General features: G+C 58.6%; 13 protein-coding genes. 2 read left to right on the top strand and 11 right to left on the bottom strand.

Annotation, left to right across the window (positions count from 1 at the left end; genetic code table 11):
* The 6 genes from Pla108_RS13230 to repC all read right to left on the bottom strand — a co-directional run bounded on the left by Pla108_RS13230 (window position 1) and on the right by repC (window position 7,361).
* Window positions 1–507 carry a hypothetical protein gene (locus Pla108_RS13230; protein ID WP_146445428.1) on the bottom strand — a complete coding sequence of 169 codons (507 nt, stop codon included), beginning with the start codon at window positions 505–507 and terminating at the stop codon, window positions 1–3.
* Window positions 504–2,384, bottom strand: a complete 1,881-nt coding sequence (locus Pla108_RS13225) for a type IV secretory system conjugative DNA transfer family protein (protein WP_146445427.1) — start codon at window positions 2,382–2,384, stop codon at window positions 504–506. The genes Pla108_RS13230 and Pla108_RS13225 overlap by 4 nt, the downstream gene beginning before the upstream one ends.
* 213 nt (window positions 2,385–2,597) lie before the next feature.
* Entirely contained in the window at window positions 2,598–2,879 is a 282-nt protein-coding gene (locus Pla108_RS13220; protein WP_146445426.1) for a hypothetical protein, read from the bottom strand.
* Between the two features lie 31 nt (window positions 2,880–2,910).
* Window positions 2,911–3,978: a J domain-containing protein gene (locus tag Pla108_RS13215; protein ID WP_146445425.1), complete on the bottom strand. Its 1,068-nt coding sequence runs from the start codon at window positions 3,976–3,978 to the stop codon at window positions 2,911–2,913.
* Window positions 3,979–5,537: 1,559 nt separating this feature from the next.
* On the bottom strand, window positions 5,538–5,993 hold the full coding sequence (locus Pla108_RS13210; RefSeq protein WP_146445424.1) for a helix-turn-helix domain-containing protein: 456 nt from the start codon (window positions 5,991–5,993) through the stop codon (window positions 5,538–5,540).
* Between the two features lie 105 nt (window positions 5,994–6,098).
* Window positions 6,099–7,361, bottom strand: a complete 1,263-nt coding sequence (gene repC, locus Pla108_RS13205; protein WP_146445423.1) for a plasmid replication protein RepC — start codon at window positions 7,359–7,361, stop codon at window positions 6,099–6,101.
* Between the two features lie 555 nt (window positions 7,362–7,916).
* On the opposite strand from repC, the gene Pla108_RS13200 reads away from it, so the two are divergent.
* Complete coding sequence (locus tag Pla108_RS13200; RefSeq protein ID WP_146445422.1) at window positions 7,917–8,534, top strand: hypothetical protein; 618 nt, start codon at window positions 7,917–7,919, stop codon at window positions 8,532–8,534.
* 8 nt (window positions 8,535–8,542) lie between these two features.
* Complete coding sequence (locus tag Pla108_RS13195; RefSeq protein ID WP_146445421.1) at window positions 8,543–9,574, top strand: toprim domain-containing protein; 1,032 nt, start codon at window positions 8,543–8,545, stop codon at window positions 9,572–9,574.
* 554 nt (window positions 9,575–10,128) lie between these two features.
* Here the strand turns inward: Pla108_RS13195 and Pla108_RS13190 are convergent.
* The 5 genes from Pla108_RS13190 to Pla108_RS13170 all read right to left on the bottom strand — a co-directional run bounded on the left by Pla108_RS13190 (window position 10,129) and on the right by Pla108_RS13170 (window position 18,609).
* On the bottom strand, window positions 10,129–11,355 hold the full coding sequence (locus tag Pla108_RS13190; RefSeq protein ID WP_146445420.1) for an IS91 family transposase: 1,227 nt from the start codon (window positions 11,353–11,355) through the stop codon (window positions 10,129–10,131).
* Window positions 11,352–12,206 (bottom strand): site-specific tyrosine recombinase/integron integrase, encoded by an 855-nt coding sequence (xerA, locus tag Pla108_RS13185; protein ID WP_146445419.1) that lies wholly within the window; start codon window positions 12,204–12,206, stop codon window positions 11,352–11,354. The genes Pla108_RS13190 and xerA overlap by 4 nt, the downstream gene beginning before the upstream one ends.
* 453 nt (window positions 12,207–12,659) lie before the next feature.
* Window positions 12,660–13,343, bottom strand: coding sequence for a M48 family metallopeptidase (locus tag Pla108_RS13180; protein ID WP_146445418.1), 684 nt, complete (start codon window positions 13,341–13,343; stop codon window positions 12,660–12,662).
* 2 nt (window positions 13,344–13,345) lie between these two features.
* Window positions 13,346–16,480: a type I restriction endonuclease subunit R gene (locus Pla108_RS13175; RefSeq protein ID WP_146445417.1), complete on the bottom strand. Its 3,135-nt coding sequence runs from the start codon at window positions 16,478–16,480 to the stop codon at window positions 13,346–13,348.
* Window positions 16,477–18,609, bottom strand: coding sequence for a DUF262 domain-containing protein (locus tag Pla108_RS13170; protein ID WP_146445416.1), 2,133 nt, complete (start codon window positions 18,607–18,609; stop codon window positions 16,477–16,479). The genes Pla108_RS13175 and Pla108_RS13170 overlap by 4 nt, the downstream gene beginning before the upstream one ends.
* Window positions 18,610–18,613: the final 4 nt, after the last annotated feature.

Below are 18,613 nucleotides of genomic sequence, written 5' to 3'. Positions count from 1 at the left end.
TTATCTTTCGTGATCCTCATGGGCTTGTTCTTGCTTCTGCTGCAGCCGTCGCTTCAGGGCCGCTTGCCGGGCCGCTTTCAAGAAGACCTCGGGGGTGACGGTCTCGCGTAGATGCATCGGGGCCAGGGCTCTGGTATTGAACGTGCGGCTGGTGGTGATCGCGGCTTCTCGCCACGCCTTCATCTGCCGGTCCTTCTCCTGATTGCGTTGGAGCTTCTCGCGGTCGTGCTGGGCGTGGACGGCGGCCACCACCTCTCCCGAAGGGATGAGGATGTGGTGCAGAGTCGGTTTGCCGACCTCCTCACGAGGCCCTTCGTGGGCCTTGCTAAAATCCTTCTTCAAGTCGGGAGCGTGCGGCCTGAGCGCATCCGTCGCACGCTTCTCTCGACTACCCGAAGCAGCGTCATTGAACTCGGGACCGATCTTCTGGACGTGGGAGAACGCCTGGGGGGGGCCCGAGTAGGAAACGGGATGGCTGGGCGAGGGGTAGCTGGCGCCGGGTTTCATTTGGGCTTTCCTTTCTTCGGGTCAACATTGTCGTAGACGCCGGCCAGGTTGAAGGCCTTGAAGACTTGCTTGCCGCCGATCTTGAATCGCTTGTACGCTCGGCGGTGAAGCCACATCGGCGGGCCGCCGTCGGCCGGGAAAATGAACTGGTTGGCGGAGTGCTGGCGGAGCGTGTCTTGCACGGCCCGGCGGGTCATCAGCGGTTGCTTCTCTCTCTGGATCTCCTTGGACCAGATGCCGGGCCCCTTCTTCTTGCGGACGACGTGCTGGCCGAGGTGGTTGGAGACCCAAGCGGCCATGTCGTCGTCGTCATTGGCGACGCCGAACACTTGCACGGTCGAGTTCTGGAGCAACAGGTCGAGACCCGACTTGATCACCTCACGGACCATCGAGTTCTTTTGCGTGCAGACCCAGAGGGTCGCCACCTCGCGGAGGTTGCCGAAGCCGGTTGTGATGCAGTCGAGCCCCTTGGCGTACAGGGCGTACTCGTCCAGTCCGATCAGCGGCTTGGGGTAAGCCGCCTGCCCGGTGCGGCGGTAGTCTTCCCGCAAGTAGTAGACGCCCATCGCCACCATCAATCGGATGTAGCGGCTATAGTCGATCTCGTTGCCCAGGCCGACAACGACGTAGAAGGTGGGCTTCGCCTTCGCTTTGGTCGGCAGGTCGCGCAGCGGATTGGTCACCCCCGAGAGGAAGTGCTGCATCCCTGCGGGGGCCATGAATTTGATGGACTTCGAGAGGGTGGTGAGAAAAGACCCCCCCTCGCGGTCGCCGGCGTTGTCCATCAGTTTCGCGGCCATCGCACAGACGCCCAGCGGGCACTCGCTCATCTCCGCCATCAGGTCGAGCCAGACAGCGGGGTCATAGACGCCGGTGGCCGGGTCCTGCGAGTTGATCAGGCGGTAGCTCGTCACGAGGTTGCGCGTCTCTTCCGGTTGCGTGTGGCAGACCCAGGTGTTCACCGCGTCGAGGAGCGTCTTGGCGTTGTCGGAGAAGTGAGTGCCGGTGTGGGTGTTGTCCTCGGGGATGACGATCGCTTTGCCGATCTCGGAGATCTGCCGACGCCCTTCGTCGGTCGTCTCGTCGATGCCCGCCAGCAGATTGCACTGACAACTGGGAAGGCCGTGCACGCCCAGCGGGTTGGCGATCGTCACTTCACCTAATTCTGCGCGGCGTTTCGCCGTCATCAGGGCGTGCTCCCCCTTCATATCCACGATCAGCGCCGCCCCACCGTAGATCGCGTAGTTGGGCCACTGGGCGGTCGCTGACTTGCCGGAGTTGCTCATTCCTACCGTGTAGAGGTGAACGCTTGGGGTTAGCCAGACGAGGCGTGGAGAGACGTCGTGGCGGAACGTCGTGACGCCCAGCAGGATGCGGTCGGTCCAGCCGAGGCCGCCGTTCCATGTGCGGGGCATCGGCATCTCCCGGGCGTTGTAATCCGAACGCGTCGACCAGCGGGCGTTGTCGCCGTCGCCGAAGCGGAAGACCTCGCGGAACCAGCGGCTCAGCCAGATTTGGTGGGAGACGCTGCTCACCAGCAGCGGGCCGGCGAGCAAGACAGCGGGAATAAAGCAGGTTTGGCTCAGCAGCCTCGCCTGCTCCCGGCCGAATTCCTGGCCGATCTGCCAGAACCCGATCAAGGCGACCAAGGCCGAGGCGGGTAAGATGAACGGCAGTCTTAGGCGGCGCCGCAGCGTCGGGATAACGTAAGACAGCGGGTAGAGGAGCCCGATCGCCCAGGCGATGGCGCCCAAGTGGGCGGTCATCTCTTCCCACGGCGTCCCCCGCCAGAAGGGCTGGGCGAACCGCATCCACAAGAAGCAGGCCAGCACGCCGGCCAGGATGTTGACGATGACGCGGGGTCCGAAGTTGTTCACCGTCGGCTCCCTCCTCGCTTGCCCCCACCATCGCTGTCGGGATGGTCGGTTTGGGGTGGGAGTGACGGACTGTCGTTCGTGCCGGGGACCGAGACTGGGTAGGTGATGGGGTCGAAGCGGTAAAGCGGGCCGTACAAGGGGTGGGCCCGGCACTCGCCGGGCCCACCATTGAAACGACTTGGCGGTGCAGTGGGCGGCGGCCACACTTCCTTCTTAGGGGTTCGCGACATGATTCGGCTCGCAGTCGGAGTTTGGGGGCTGAAAGATGTGAAGGATGTCCGTCAGAGTCGGGGCAGAGTGGGAGGCTTGGGTTTGTTGGTTGTCGTCGGCGGATGACTGCTGTGGCTCGAACAGGGTTGGGAGCCAGAGCAGCGTTAGCACGGCCGGGGTGAGAAACAGCACTTGGAGGGTTGTGACCTCACAAAGCACGAATAGGGATTGGTGCAGGCACCACCACAGCAGCTGGCGGACCCGCCGGAAGCAGAGGGCGACCATCAGAGGTCTCCTTGGGGACAAAACGGAGGGACTAACCGGCCGACAAACGGCGTTGCTGCTGGCCTATCGCGTGCAGCTGGTCGCCAGCTTCGAGAGCGGGCTTCGAGTGGCGACCGCCGATCCCTTCTTGCAACAGCTTGTAGTACCGGCTTTTTTCGTACTTCTCGAGCGGGACCCACTTCGTTAAAAGCGAGTCGGACGAATACGGTTCGAGGTCTCGATCGTTATTCCATCCATCACCGATGAGGTTCGGACCTTCGCTTCTGTACGCGCCGGCGACGGCTATCTTGGCGTCGCTGCGTCCGTGGACCCGCTCGGTGCTTGTGACGGCCCGCGGGTTGACATCGAAGCGGTACTCGCCGACGAGTTCATCTGCCGCGTTGAGAATCCTGACTTGGATTGCAGAGAAGTCGCGGTAAACGCGGCGGTAGCAAAGGTCCCAGGTCCGTCCGGCCCGTTCCCTGCCCTCCTTGTCGTTCTCGTAGAGCGGGAACCCGTTCGCGATCTTGTAAGTTTCGGCCGACGCCAAAGCGGCCTCGATGGCGGGAAGTTCCACCGACATCCTCTGCAAGGTGTCCACACGGGGGGGCGGCTTCGGCGTCCCCTCACGACCTTCCAGCGCCCGGAAACGTAGTGTCCGGACCCTTTCGACTTCTAGCGGGTCGAAGCAGACGATCGCGTCGGTGGTCTTGAGCCCCATCACGCCGACCGGGTCGTCCCACGAACGGGGCACGAACGTCTGGTCGTCACGATCGATGTGAGAGAACCGCCACTTCTTGTCGATTGCGCCGGCCTTCTTGAAGTGTTCGAGCGTGCGTTGTGGCGAAACGTTCTCCGGGATCCGTAGCGTGGCGGTAGTCGATCCTAACTGCAGTGAAAGCGACTTCTTCGGCGGGGTCACGGGGTTGAGCGCCTCGCCGCGCAAGAACGCCTGGAGCGTGTCGAAGGCTTCATTGACCTCTAGGAACAGGGCTGGATCGCCGCCGGGCGTGTCGGGGTGGTGACGTTTGGCGAGCGTTCGATATGCGGTCTTCAGGAGCGCGCAGTTGAGGCTGGTTCGGTTGACGCCGAGGACCTGGCAGGCGGTTTCAACGGTCATTGCGGATCTCGTCTTAGTGAAAGGAAAGGGAACGAAGGTGTTTGGCCTTTCGACAAGCCGACGACAACTGCGGACGCACCTTCGGCGGGCCCCGTGGCCGCTGATGGCTGCCGGGGTTTGCCTAGATGTGGCGATAGCTAGCCGCGCCAACGCGTCGATTGGCGAAGTTTCGATCCGCCATCCGCGCGGAGAGGTCGCGCGGTCGCTAAGAGAGATGCGAGAGCCCCCGATGTCGTTTGACCGACCAGGCTTGAGGGGGTACAAAGGAGAACGACCAAGTTGCTCCGGTGACCCGCCCTCAGGCCGGTTGCTGGACACTATGAGGACCCGTCATCGCTCCGGCGTGGCGGGTTCTTTATTTTTTGTGTGAAACTCCTTTAATACGATGCCTGGTTTAGACCGCTCGCGTCGAGCGAAACCTAAGTGGCGCCATCGAGTCGTATGTACTCGCCCGGTGTAAACGAGAGGTCGGACGATAACTCAACAGCCTTAGTTAGGGTGTACAGATCGATGACATATTCGTTAGCGACATTGGCCGTGCGTGATTTGCTTGTTATCGCGTCTCGCCAGGTTTCAAATCGCGAAAGCCACTCAGGACCTTCCAAGTCCAAGAGCGACATCACACTCAAGGGACTTTCCTCCTTAGTGCGCTTTCGATCCTGCTCTCGGTAGTGAGTATAAATGCCAATTGTGGCAGGACTGAATCCGCACGCCAAACCGAGGCTACCAATGCCGCGATGGCAATACACGAACGGTGTAAAGCTATGTATGCCTGTATATCCAATATGCTTTCTGATGAAATTAAAGTAACGGTCCGAAACCACTCTTATTCCCCGCGCCTTCAGTTTTGTAGCGGCGATCCCGACCACCAGTTTCCGCGAGACGGTGTCCCAATCCGTGTCCGTATCCGAGTTGCGATGCGCCCAGATATACGGCAATGATTCCGTCGGCGCTGACGCAATTCTTTTTTCAATATCGTAGTGGTGTTGGCCCCACCGTATGAATAGGCGATCCAGCGAGCGCCTTATGTCTTGTGTCATCGGCCTAGCATCTCGCAGATTGGCCGTTGTTAACGCGTGGCATTCACGAGGAATCACCAGAGACAACAATCGGATAACACTCTTGGGACCAAAGTCTCTGAGGCGTTGGCGTCGAACAGTCAATTGACTGTTAGGCGAAATCCGCTTTGCGCATTCCTCGACAAAGTCATGAGGATGCTTGCAGCGGCAGGGGCACGCGACATCAAGGAAGCAAGCGACCGCAGAAGTGGTAAGCACCATGCTCTGGCAGGAGAGGAAGTTCTCGAGCAGTGCTAGACACTCCTCACGGTGTGCGCGGTCATGAGGATACAACCAGAAGTCCGTCTGGCTGAGTCGCGAAGAATCGATGGCCATGTAAAACCCCCTCACGTAGAGCCAGCGAGCGAGCAAGCTCGTTCAGTCCCTACGATGATCGGTGAGTCTTACGTCTGTCAGCTGTCAGCTGACACGAGGCCAGAGGCGACGAAGAAGTGTAGGCCGCTAGAAACGGCATTTGTTCCTGTTGGAACACTCCTTTTTCTATCCCGGTGAGGCTGGGCCGTCAAGATATTTTTTTGGCCCTGCTTTCGAGCGGGCAAGTTCAGCGTTCTTGAGGCGTTTCAGGGCCCTCGCCACCGTCGATGGTGACCTTCCAATCAGTGCCGCTAGGTATCGGATAGAGAGGGACCTGCCCTCCTCCATCCCCTCGACAATCAGCGCCTTCAGCGTCACCTCCTCCGCGGGCGTGACTCGGATCCAAGGCCGCTTGGCGGCGAGAGCGGCGTCGATGCCTCCGTGGCAATACGTTCTCGCGGTATCGGTCACCTGTTGGGGGGTAATGCCGAGTGAACTCGCCAAGTCGCGGTAATTGGACCGGTTCCGACCTCGGTCTCCGCCCTCGTCAAGTTCCATGAGAACCCTCGATCTCCATTCCACGAAACGGTCGGTGGTTTTTTCGTTCAAGGCTTCGAGCTGTGATCTCTCTTCCTTGGACAACCGCACGCGGTACTTGGTGGACCTTCCCCGTCGCCTTTTGGCTTCCCGATCAAATTCCTCGCGCACTGCCCCTCACTAACTTCCGTGACTGCCACGGGCACCCTACTACACTTCTCTCTGGTGCGCAAGCAAGGACGTATCGAGGCGCAGCTTTCCATGAGACCCCTTTCGGACCATACCCTGGAAATACGCGTCAGGTAGCCTGACACGGCCTGACACCCTCGTCGTTCCCCGGTCGGTCAGCAGCACACAGACCGCGGCGGACGGCCTCCCCAAGATGCGACAGGCGTCGTTCCAACTCTGTTGACTGATCCGCAGTTCCCCACGTATCTCGTAGGCCGCTTCGATCAGATCACTCCAGTTAGGTTGGGAACTAGGATGGGGCAGCCGTTGCAAGAACCTGTCGGTCGCGCCTGATAGGGCCTGACGAAGTGAGACGGTGGAGCACGACGGCTTAAGAGTTCGCCGTTGGTCCTCTGGCTCCTCCCTTCCTCCTTCCTGCAAGCCTACGCCCGCAGGGCGACTACTAACTTGGTTAATTGGATTGGAGTACTCTAAGTGGGCGAACTTTTCTTCGCTTCTGTCAGCACAAATGTCTGTTGCTGCGATGGTTGGCTCGGACCTCGCGCATCGCCCTCCTTGCTGTCCTATCGCTCCGGACAGCCGCCTAAGAAGCTCGGTATGGCGGACTAGCAGACCTCGCAATTCCTGGAGGGAGTGGTGCGTGCGGAGCTGGTGAGCAATCGCTCCGTACTCCTCCTCCCAAGCCGCTCTTTGACTTTTGTCGATCCCCTGCTCGTCTGCCTCGATCAGAGCTGAGCGAATTCGGCGGCGGCACATCGAGATGTCTCGCTTCGTCGCTCGCCAGGCCTCGACATAGAGCCGCTTCTGGTGCAGCTTGTCTTCAAGGTCGTTCTTTAGGTGGCCCAGGGGCGTCAGATCGACGCCGAACGCGTACACCAAGCGGCCCGTTCTCTTGTCACGTAGGCCGTATCGTTTGTGGTTGCCGCTATCCCGCCAGGTAATCGCCCCAACGGCGAAGAGCTGCTTTTCGAGCTTCTGGATTTGTCGCTCGCTCACGCCCAAGTCCATCGCGGTGCGGCCAACGGATTGGAAGACGATCGGCCGACTCCCCTCCTCCCAGTCCTCCTTGGTGGTGTAGGCCAGATAGTAGTCCAGCAGCTGGATCATGCGGGGAGAGAACCCTCCCTCTTTTCCGACGCGTTTGACCAGTAGTAAAAGCTGATAGCGGTCGGCGTCCTCTTCGAGGGCCGCGAAAGGGTCGCGGTGTTCCTCTTCGAAGCGAGACTTCTGGGCCGCTAGCCGTTGGGGTTGGGTTGTCCGTGGTTCGTTGATTTTGCATTGCATTTATTGTGCTGCGTTCCCTCATCGGCCGTACGAAAAGGCGACGCAAAATGGGGCAACACAACAGGGTTGCCGAGCTAATAAATAGCTTGCATCGCAATAAGAAGAGCGCTAAGGTAAAGAGGTACTGATATAAATCGCTCTTCGAGAAGAACCGCCGCGCCAACGGCGGTTTTTTCATGTCGTCAAGGCTTCTTTCGGGGTGACGCCCTCCTTGTGGTTTGTGAGTTGAAGAGAACCCCGCTGGCAAGCGGAGCGGCGGTATGAAATCATTTTCCGGGGTGGAAACTATCCCCAGGAAAAAAGAATCAACCATCTGACAATAACACAATGTCAGACTGTCAATCAAGTTGACAACTCTTGACAGACGGCCTGACGCTGATTGTCGTGTGCTTTCAGTCGCTTGGCGTCTGGCCTGACAACAATGCTGTGGCGTCTGACGTCCGGCTGACAATCCTAGGACCGAAAGCTTGACAACCCCAGACGCAATTCGTTGTGGATCCGCCGATCAAGTTGTGGCAACCTTAATGGAGTTATTGCTGTCAGGAGTTGTCAAGTTTGTCTAAAGTAACCGTCAAGGAAGCCGCTCTACTGTCCGGCAAGAGCCGTGAGACGATCAACGCCGCCACGAAGTCGGGCAGGCTTTCCTATTCCTTGGACGGCAAGAACAAGAAGGTGATCGACGTAGCGGAGCTGGAGCGGGTGTACCCGCTAACAAAGTCGGTGGATGAGATTCGCGAGACAGTAGGGCAGGGAAAGGCGCCAGTCAGGAGCGGTCGGGCGTCCTTAGAACCTGACGTCAGGGAAAGGATCGCCGGCCTAACGGAGCGGCTGGCCGCAAGCGAGACACTGCAAGCGACGCTCACCGCGGAGAGGGTCCGGGAACGGCGTCAACTAGAGGACGAGATCGCCCATCTCCGCGAGACGCTCGCCAAGGCCCAAGACCAGCACAACAAAGCGTTGCTCCTGATCACCGACGAGACCAAAGGGGCGTCCGGCCGTACAAGCGACTGGGAAAGATCGATCAAGGCCCTCGAGAAGCGGATCGGCAACCAAGAGCAGCAGGCCAAGGACTATCGTGGGCGACTCGACGAGGCGACTCGCAAGATCGACCAGTACCGTCAGGCGCTGCGCGCCGAGCGGAATAAGTCGTTCTGGAAGAAGTTGTTTGGGTGAGGGTAGGGATGTCGGCAAGAGACGCGATCGATCGTGCTACGGAGCTAGAGGCGTTCAAGCGGCTAGACCTGACGGTGATCGCTAGCGATCACGGGTACGAGATCGATCGCCGCAAATCGACCCGTCACTCCGCGTTGATGGCGAGCGGCAAGGACAAGATCATCGTCGCGCAGAACGGGCGGCACTACGTCTACTGCAGCGTCTACGACCCCCAGTCGAGCGGCAGCGCGGTCGATTTTGCTCAGCGGGTCATCGAACCCGGCTGTTCGCTCGGGCGGGTGCGGCAACTGCTCCGGCCTTATCTCAGCACGCCGTATTTCGACTCAGTACGGCAAAAGCGGGCAGGGAGCTTCGCTGCGGAATTGCGGCCGAGCGAGCCTGACCTAATCGGCGTCGCCGTCCGTTACGCCAGGTTTGAGCCGGTTAGGGCGTGGCACAACTACCTGAACGCCGAGCGGGGTGTACCACTCGACCTTATGCTCGGCAGCCGCCTTCGGGGCCGTGTCCGACATTGTCCCAGGAGTGGGGCAGTCGTTTTCCCACACTGGGGATTGCAAGGGGGAGTAGGGGACGGGGATTGCGTCCTCGTAGGCTACGAAATCAAAGGGTCCGGGACGAATCTATTCAGCAAGGGAGGACGCAAAGGATTGTGGATGTCAGCCGGCTTCGGGGGGGATCGCACGCTCGCATTCGCTGAGAGCGGCCTTGATGCCGTCTCGTACTTGGCAATCCGACAGCAGGCTTCGTTACGCGTCGCCTCCGTAAGCGGACAACTCAACCCGCAACAACCAGAACTGATCCGACGGGCCATCGAGCGGATGGAGAAGGAGTCGCAGATCGTCGCGGCGTTTGATAACGATGAAGCGGGCGATCGCTTGACCACTCAGCTTCACGAGCTGCTGATTTCCACTGGCCGGTCTGATCTTGCCTTCTCTGACGATCGGCCCAAAGAACGGGGAGCTGACTGGAATGATGCTCTGAAGATCCGCAAGCCGGTACCGGCTGGGCTGGTAGTTGGCAAGCCAGAGCCGGGGCGATAGGAGAAGCGATGCCGAAGCCGATGCCTTACGCCAAGAAACTGAGATACGACAAGGCCCAGTCGCTGCGGGTCAAGTTCGGATTGGCGGCTGGCGAGCGGTGGAAGCCGTCAAGAAAGAAGCGTCGAGCAGGCCCCAAGCTGCGGCGACGGCGGCGACCGCAGCCCCGACCACCGGTGCGAAAGCGACGGCGGCCACGGCCGAAGCGGTGAAGCAAGAAGCGGGATTTGTCAGAACGCTTACTGTTGTATCGGCAGTGCCCGCACGACGTAGTCCCGCCAACACGCGACCCGGCACTTCCGATACAACGCGTTGGAGTAAACCGACGGGGGCGGCCGGCTATGGGGATTCTATCGCCGCCATAGCCTAGCCGGCGACATCAGCTCGTAGGACTGACTGCGATCGAGCCGCTTTCCGTTACGACTAGAGACACCTCCAAGCCTTGGCGAGCGGCGAAGAAGGAAGTCTTGATCGCGTGCGACCTCATTCGGCGCGCACCGGCAGTGGTTCAGCAAGGCTGACGCAACGAATTCGAAGGGTTTTACCACGTTACTCCTCTACGAAGTATCCAGCAGGCCCAGTCCGGCGGCGTCGAGCGTCAGAACCTGCCGGGTGGAGAGGCCGCGGAGCGGCCTCAGCTCCCTCGACCGTAGGCCGGCGCCGCAGACCGAGCAGACGTTCAGGGGCGGATCGTTTGAGGCCTCGCTGGTCGCCTCAGGGATCGGAGGCGATTCTTTGACGCCGAGCAACTCGCGGCAACGCCGCAGGCTCTCACCGCGATCGCGGTTGGCGAGGAAGCCGTGATGGCGGATGCGGACGAAGCCATTCGGGAGGACGTGCTGCAAGAACCGGCGGATGAACTCGACATCGCTCAGCCGCATCACCTTCGTCTGCCCGCCGTGGCGGTAGTCCTTCCAGTTGAAGCCGACCACGCCGTCCTCGTAGCTCACCAGCCGGCTATTAGCGATGGCGACCCGGTGCGTGTAGCGGGCCAGGTACTTCAGGACCTGCCGCGGACCGCCGAAGGGACGCTTGGCGTAAACGACCCAGTCAGTCTTCACCGAGGCATTGAGGAGCGACTCGAAGACGCGAACGGCACTCAGCGGCGATAGCTTACCGTGGAACGTGAGCTGTCCCTTGCGGTAGGCGGCCTTGAGCTGCTGGAGAAACTTGCCGCGGAACACGCGGCTCATCACCCGCACGGGCAGGAAGAACGCCTTCCGCTTACGCGACCGCTCGACCGCGACCCACCGCTCGCCGTCGAGCGACGGGCCGCCGCCCGGCACGACGCAGTGCAGATGGGGGTGGTGCGAGAGGTTCGAACCCCACGTGTGCAGCACGCTGAGTATGCCGGCGCTGGCGCCCAAGTGCTTGGGGTCTTTAGCCAGTTCGCGCACCGTCTCCCAGGCCGTGCGGAAGAGGATTCCGTAAACGGCTTTCGGGTTCTGCAGAGCGATCGGGCCGAGCTGATCGGGGAGCGTAAAGACGAGGTGGAAGTAGGGCACGGGCAGCAGCTCGGTCGCCCTCGCTTCGAGCCACGCGGCTCGCGCCGACGCCTGACACTTCGGGCAGTGCCGGTTGCGGCACGAGTTGTAGCTCGGCCGCGTGTGGCCGCACCCGTCGCACCGATCGACGTGGCCGCCGAGCACCTTGGTGCGACAGGCCACGATAGCGCGCAACGCGCGGTGCTGGGCGTGCGAGAGTGTCTTGCCGTACCGATCGAGGAACCTCGATCCACCTCCCCGGAACACCTCGGCTACTTCAAGCCGAGGCTGCTTGGTCATGCCGTGGCGGCCGGCTCCTCGTTGAGGCGGTCGAGCGGGCTCTTCGTCTTGCGGATCGTCGCTTGCGAGACGTGCGTGTAAAGCGCCGTAGTGGTCACGCTGCGGTGACCAAGAAGCACCTGGATCGTCCGCACGTCGGCGCCCTCTTCCAGCAGGTGCGTGGCGAAGCTGTGCCGCATCGTGTGGGGCGAGACGTTCTTGCTGATGCCGGCCGCCTTCATCGCGCGGTGGCACGCGTTGACGACCGACTGCCGCGTCAGCGGCTTGACGCCGTCACGGCCGGGGAACAAGCAGTCCGTCGGCTTGGCCGCCTTCCAGTACTCGCGGAGCACGATCAAGAGCGTCTTGGGCAGCGCGACGTAGCGGTCCTTGCGGCCCTTGCCCTGACGCACGCGGATCATCATCCGCTCACTATCGATGTCGCCGACGCCGAGCGACAACGCTTCGGAGATTCGCAGGCCGGCGCCGTAGCAGGTCATCAAGATGGCCCGCGACTTCAGGCTGTCGAGCGCTTCGAGGAACCGACGGATCTCGTCGTGGCTCAGTACAACCGGCAGCTTCCGCTCCTTCCTGGTGAAGCAGACGCCCTCGACGTACGCGGGCTTCTTCAGCGTCTCGCGGTAGAAGAACCGCAGCGCCGCGACCTTCTGGTTGTACGTTCCCTGGCCCACCTTCTGGACTTCCAGCAGGTGTAGCAGGTACTGCCGCAGGTGCTTGGCGTCGAGCCGATCGGGCGACCTGCCGAAGAATTCGGCGTACTGCCGCACGGCACGCACGTAACACGTGACCGTGTTCTCCGCGACGTTCCGCAGACGCAGGTCCTCGATCATCCGCTGGCGCAATTCGGTCATCGCAAATCTTCCTGCCAAAAAGGGGACGGGGTGGGGAAACCCCGCCATCCTGGGCAATGGAGAATGCCGATGCGAATCGCGTCACAAGGACGTGAAAAAGCCGATTGAGGAGACGGCTCGTCGCCTCATGACGCCAGTGTGATAACGCGCAATAGGGAAAATAGGGGACGGCAACCGCTTGATTCGATTGACATCTCGGCGTGGCTCAACGCTCGACGATATGGAAACCACTCTGCGATGCGTGGCGATGATCCGCTCGACGCCGACGGCATCCACGCCGTCCCACCGCGAAGCGGTTTAGTCCAATCTTTATTATCACATTGCGGCAGCGAGGCAGTATCAGAATACTCGATCAAAACATCGATCAGCCGGTAAGTGGTTATTGTGCATTTGTCTATTGTGCAGGTGCAAACAATGAAGAAGCGACTAAAAACTACCGCGCATCAAAGAATCCTAAACCTCTTCCTCTAGAAGTTGTCCGTTCTCCTTAAGCCACGTCTTGGCTTTAAGCATCGCCGCAGTGTGCGTGCGGACGATGTTCCAAAACCGCGGCGTGTGATTCTCCTCCAGTAAATGTGCAAGTTCGTGAACAATCACGTAGTCGATAACAGACATTGGGGCCTTGATAAGACGCCAGTTGATATGCACTGCATCCTTCGGCGTGCAGGAACCCCAACGAAAGCGATTGTCGACAATCTTAACCAAACGGACCTGAACACCCAGGTTACGGGCCTGCTCGTCAATTCGTGGCAATATCACCTCGCGGGCTTGCTCCAGGTACCATTCACGAAGCGCCTCCCGTCGGAGGGAAGCTTGACGCCGCGGCACAGTGAACCCATTCCCAAAATGAACTTTGGCTGTCTCGTCATCAACAATCTGAATCCGATAGTGCTTTCCCAGGTAGAGTGCCGATTCTCCATTCACGAACTCTTTGCCCGGCGGGTGCGGCAACTCGTGCAGCTTCTGTTCGTGGTGCGTTTTCGCGTATATCCACTGCCGTTTCGATTGCACCGCTTTGTCAATTGCCTCATCAGACGCCGATATAGGAGCATGAACCACCACCGTCCGGTCGCGTTCGACGGAGATTGTTAGCTTCTTCCGCTTAGCAGAGCGTTTGACGGTGTAATCTAATTCCATTCCTATGCCGCGTAGAGTATCGTGTCGTTCTTGCTCTCGGCAATCTCCATGATTCGGCTGATTATCCTTGCCCGATTGGCTACAACGTTGGGGAGCTGCATAACGTCGGGTGACAGCAGTAGCTGTTGTATATCGGCTCGCAATTTCTGTTTGGCAGGAGTACTCTCCCAAAATCCCGTCAGCTTCAGCTCGCGCTCGATGACGAGGAACACTTTCTGCGTCAAGTCGACCAAAACCGATATCTGGTCATCTGTCAGTGCCTCTTCGCCATAGACTTCCCGTCGGAGGCAGCGGAAGAACGGCATCTGCTTCTTGCGGTGTAGGCCGTACGTCGGTTCCTTCTCGGCATTGATGATTCGCTGCCGTAGCTTTTCTAGTTCCTGATAGATTCTGTCCCAGTTGTCTCTGTACTCCTCCAAAATTCGGGCGAGGGCTTCTGCAAAGGACGCTTGCAGGTCGGGGTCGTCGTCTAACTCGACATCCAGGTGGTGCCGGATTGCATGCTCAACTTCCGCCGCCTTCGTCTTCGTGCGAAAGCGCTTGCCAACCTCCTTTTGGAAATCTTCGTCGAGTATTGAGATGGGGGCCACCTTCTGAGCAATACCACGAGACTTCAGGAATTCATCCGCGATTCCTCGAAGCTTCGGCGGAATCCCCTTCATGCTCAGTCTTCCGTCACGGAAGTGCTTGCCTGCTAAGACATTTATCTCTGCCAGTCTTTGGTAATCCTGCATCACGTTCAATGCTTCCCTTGCCGGAAACACTAAGTTCAAGCACTTTGTGAACTTCTTGAACGCGAGCATGAAGTCAAAGCGCAGGTCCTCGTCGTAGAAGACGTCAAAGAATGCGTCATGGTCGCTCAAGTCAGTCAAGCCATGTGTCGCGAGCAGCTCAAGAATCTCAGCATGGCTCGCTTGCAGCTCGCGGTACTCTTCCTCGGGGAAACTTAAGGCGTCGCGTACTTCCTTCTGCTCGCGCTCGTCATAGGTATCGATGGCTTTCTTCAGGTGGTGCCCAATCCCCACGTAATCAACGACGAAACCCTTGTCCTTCCCCTCTCCGCCGACACGGTTTACGCGGGCAATCGCTTGCAGAAGATTATGGGCGACGACGACTTTATCGAGGTACATTATCTGCTCGACGGGAGCATCAAACCCCGTCAGAAGCATATTGTTGACAATCAGAATGCCCATGTCGCCCGTGACACCCTCGTCCTCCCGGCCAAAGGCAAGCTTGAAGCTCTTGATGCTCTTCTCGTGTTGAGACTTGTAGGTGAACTTCTTCAGTCGGAGAGGGTCATTGTGCCTTTCTGAGATAATCACATCGGTCGTCATCCGCTCCAGGCGGGCAAGGTCGATGTTGTCGGGATTATTCTGCTTCAGCCGTCGTAGGCTTAGCCGCAGCGACGCGTCTATCCACCGCTTATACCGCACAGCGGCTTCGCGAGAGGTGGCAACGACCTGGGCCTTGAAGCCGTTGGGGAAGACATGGGTCAGGTAGTGCTGCACCATGTCCCAAGCCTTGGCCTTAATTGTCGCCCTCGCCTCTAAGTAAGCCTCTCTGGTTCCATATCCTAGAATCTCCAATCGCTCCTGCAGATTGTGTTCACTGAACACGTCCGCGAACTTCTCGTCCATTCCAGCCTGGTCAGCGACCTCGGCGTTGTGCGTGCGGCCTTCATAGACGATTTCCAGCGTGACGCCATCTTCAATCGACTGTCGCATGGTGTACTTGTCGATGTACTCGCCAAATACGCGTTCCGTCTTGTCGATAGGAGTGCCCGTGTAGCCAATGCGGGACGCGTTGGGAATCCCTTTGTCAAGATTCGCCCCGAGCATTGCGTACTGCGAGCGGTGGGCCTCGTCGGTCATCACAAGGATGTGAGGACTCGCATTGAGTTCAGGAAATGTCTCCTGCAGGTCCGTCTCTCTGAATTTGTGAATCATCGCCATCACGAGGTCAGCGGTGTCACTGCGCAGCAGTTCCTTTAGACGCCTGATGCTGTCTGCGACCTTGACCGTGAAGCCAATGCTCTGGCTTGTCTCGTTGAGTTGCTCTTCCAGCTGTGTCCGGTCGGTTACAAAAACGACTTTCCAATTGCATAGCTCTGCGTGTCGGTACATCTCACGAACCATAAACATCATGGTCAGCGACTTCCCAGAGCCTTGCGTGTGCCAGACGATACCACTTCGCTCGCGCGGTGTCTGTCCATCGAGCAATCGTTTGACTGCCAGTTTCACAGCACGGAACTGCTGATATCGGCCGACAATCTTAATAGTTTGGCCTTTGTCATCCGTCGAGAACAAGGTGAATGTGCGAATGAGGTCGAGCAGGTTCCTCTTGTCCATCATTCCGGCGACGAGCCGTTGTTGGTCGTTGGGGCTGCTCGCACCGTGAGCTAAGTCGTCCACCGTCCTCGGATACGGGTCGGCCCAACGGTAGAAGTACTTCTCGGTATGCGTGGTGATGGTGCCGAACTTGCATTGATTCCGGCAAGTAACGACGACGATTTGATTGTAGAAGAACAGCGGAGGGCTGCCTTCGCCTTTGTCGCCTCGTTGCTCGCTGTACCGCATCAGCTGGTCAATCGCCTCAGGAAGGGCGTCCTTGACCTTCGGCGACTTGCACTCGATGACGCAGACCGGCAGACCATTCAAAAAGAGTGTGACATCCGGGATGACGTGATGCTCTGTGCCTAGAATTCGCACCTTGAATTGACACACAGCCGTGAAGCTATTCTTCGTCTCATCCTTGAAGTCGACAAATTGGACCGTCGGGCTCTGCTCGCCGGTCTGCCGATTCTCGCTGACACTGGTGTTCTCCAGAAGCAAGTGAAGTAGGTACTTGTTGTTCTCGATGAGGCTCGTGCTAGGGAAGCTGGCTGTGAGTTGCTTGACGACTTCCTCGACTTGGTCATCCTCCAGCCACGGATTAATCACCTTGAGCTGCGCACGCAGAACTTTCGGAAGAATGACTTCGGTGAAGTTCTCCCGTCCAGTGTCCGCAGGCGTTTGCTGTTTGTCCGTAAGGTCGATGACTACCCACTCTAGCCCGTCCAGCTGCTCAAGCAGCGGCAGCTCGACGTGATTCCGTTCGTCGATCTTGATGTGCTTCGGCGTCTTGTCTCGGGAACTCATTGTGAATCTCCCTCGTCCGCTTCTCCTTTGTCGGAGTCGCCATCGACCAGTGTGTCGATAAACAGCAGTTCTTCCAGTGCCGCGTCATCCGCGAAACGGATTCCCCAACGCTTCTCCATGAACTTCAGCAGCCGAATGCCTCGCTCCCGAATCTCGTCGGGCCCCCAATCTTCGGAATGCGATACTTCAATCTCTGAATGGGAACCATCGGCGTAGCCATTGCGGAGCTTGGTACCATCGCGATTACATTTGGGCTTCCTCTTCTCCTTAAAGGGGTCGTTTTGGAGTGATGAGTTGATTGCGGAAGAAAGAAGCAAAAGGTTTCCGAGGCTGTTGCGATAAGCCTCCCGCTCCCGTTTGCGGATGCCTTTGAACGCTGGCTTCCAACCAGCGCTCGCGGTTTGCGGATAGATGTGCTCGATGGAGACCTTGTCCTTCGGCGTCTTGAGCAAGTCGGTCCAGTCGAGCTTCTTCTGACGACTGTTAGACAACAGGCTTAGCTCGTACTCGTAGAGGAAATAGCGCAATCCGGTCCAGCCGTAGTACCCTTGGTCATTCTCAAACTTCTTCTGCAGCAATAGATAGAAGTCGTCGGTCGCAAAATGACCCTCGTCGGTGAATGTGAAGCTCATTCGGCTGCGCAGTCGCTCCTTTAGTTCCGCCACGTCCGTGTCGCCTCGGTCGATTGCTCGGACGGCATTGCTGAATTCGGAGCTGCGATAATTCGAGCGGGTTTGCGTCAGCCGAAACACGACGAAGACGAATCGCTCAATCTCCTTAAAGACTCGAACGCGCTCGCGAGAATCGTCGATGTTCTTTAGAATCGCCATCAGTAACGGCCGGAAATACGTCATGCCCAAGCGATTCAGCCGCTGTATCCATTCCGTTTCTTTCTGCGGGAGTTCGTCCGACATGTCAGGGTAGAACGTCCGGAACCAGTGAACCGAGGACGCCTTGAGGCTTTTGACGTAGTCGCGAATATCACTGGGCCGCAACTCAGCCACCATCACGGGCTCGCTGGCTTCGAGTTCTTCCAGGCCGTTGTCCTCTTCGGTGTCGAGGTCTGCCTCGGACGTCTGCTCTTCCGCTTCCTCCAGTTCCACCGGCTGGACGACTTTGCGATGGACACGCTGCGGGGTGAACTGCTCCTCCAGCAGGAACTTGATGTAGTCGCGACCTGTTTGTCGCGAGAACTTGAAGTACATCATCCAGTGGGCCCGCAAGAAGTCGTCGTCGTTCAGTGGCTTGGACTTGTTGCGGCCCAACTGGAAATAGACTTCTTTCCAGGCGTCGTTAATCAGGTCTCGGAGGTCTTTACGTTCGGCGTGGTCTAGTTCCGCGTCGGTGTACAAAGTCGTGAGGTAAATAAGACGATTCTTGAGCAGTTCCAAGTCCGATAGCGTCTTGCCACGATTGTTCATCGTCTCGAAGGCGACGAACACGTCGAACTCGTCTTTGATAATGTATTCGTTGAACAGGAACCGTTTGGTCAGGGTGCGGTACAAGTTCTTGAGACCGCCGATTCCTTCCTCTTCGTGCCAGGCCCGCAATTGCTCCTTGAAATAGCGTTTCCCATTACTCAGGTTCAGGGTGTAGAACGTTTCGAACACCGTCCCGCCACCCGATTCGCCCAGAATGCGAAACCGCATATACTCGTAGCTGGGGTTGTCGACCGTGTAGCCAAACTTGTAGGTGCGAAACGCCTTGCCGGCCGGCTTTACATCGAACAGAAACTTGCTTTCGACGGCTGCGATGCTGAGCGTGTCGGTCAGGTAAATTGCATTGTCCGCCAGTCCTTCATTTTCAGGTAGTCCGCGAAGTAGCTCGATGAAGGCTTGCAGGAATAATGTGAACGTCGTGAGCCGTTGCTGCCCGTCCACGATGTGGTAGAGCTTGTACGAGTGGTCGTCGATGAGCCAGAACTCTTTCGCGTCTTCGTCGACATTGCGATTGGGAACCTCTTTGAGAGTAAGCACACCTGTGTAATGCGAACGGCCGTCGGGGAGATTGACCAAGTCCTCCCAGAAATCAGCCAACTGCTCGCGACCCCACGCATAGCCTCGCTGGTAGTCCGGAATGCGAAACAGCTTCTCCTTGAAGAGGCTGTCGAGAGGCTTGGGTTCGTCCATTGAT

The sequence above is a fragment of the Botrimarina colliarenosi genome (assembly GCF_007859955.1).
GTDB classification, from domain to species: domain Bacteria; phylum Planctomycetota; class Planctomycetia; order Pirellulales; family Lacipirellulaceae; genus Botrimarina; species Botrimarina colliarenosi.
The sequence above is the reverse complement of the archived record's forward strand: the minus strand, read 5'-3'. Positions and strand labels throughout refer to the sequence as shown.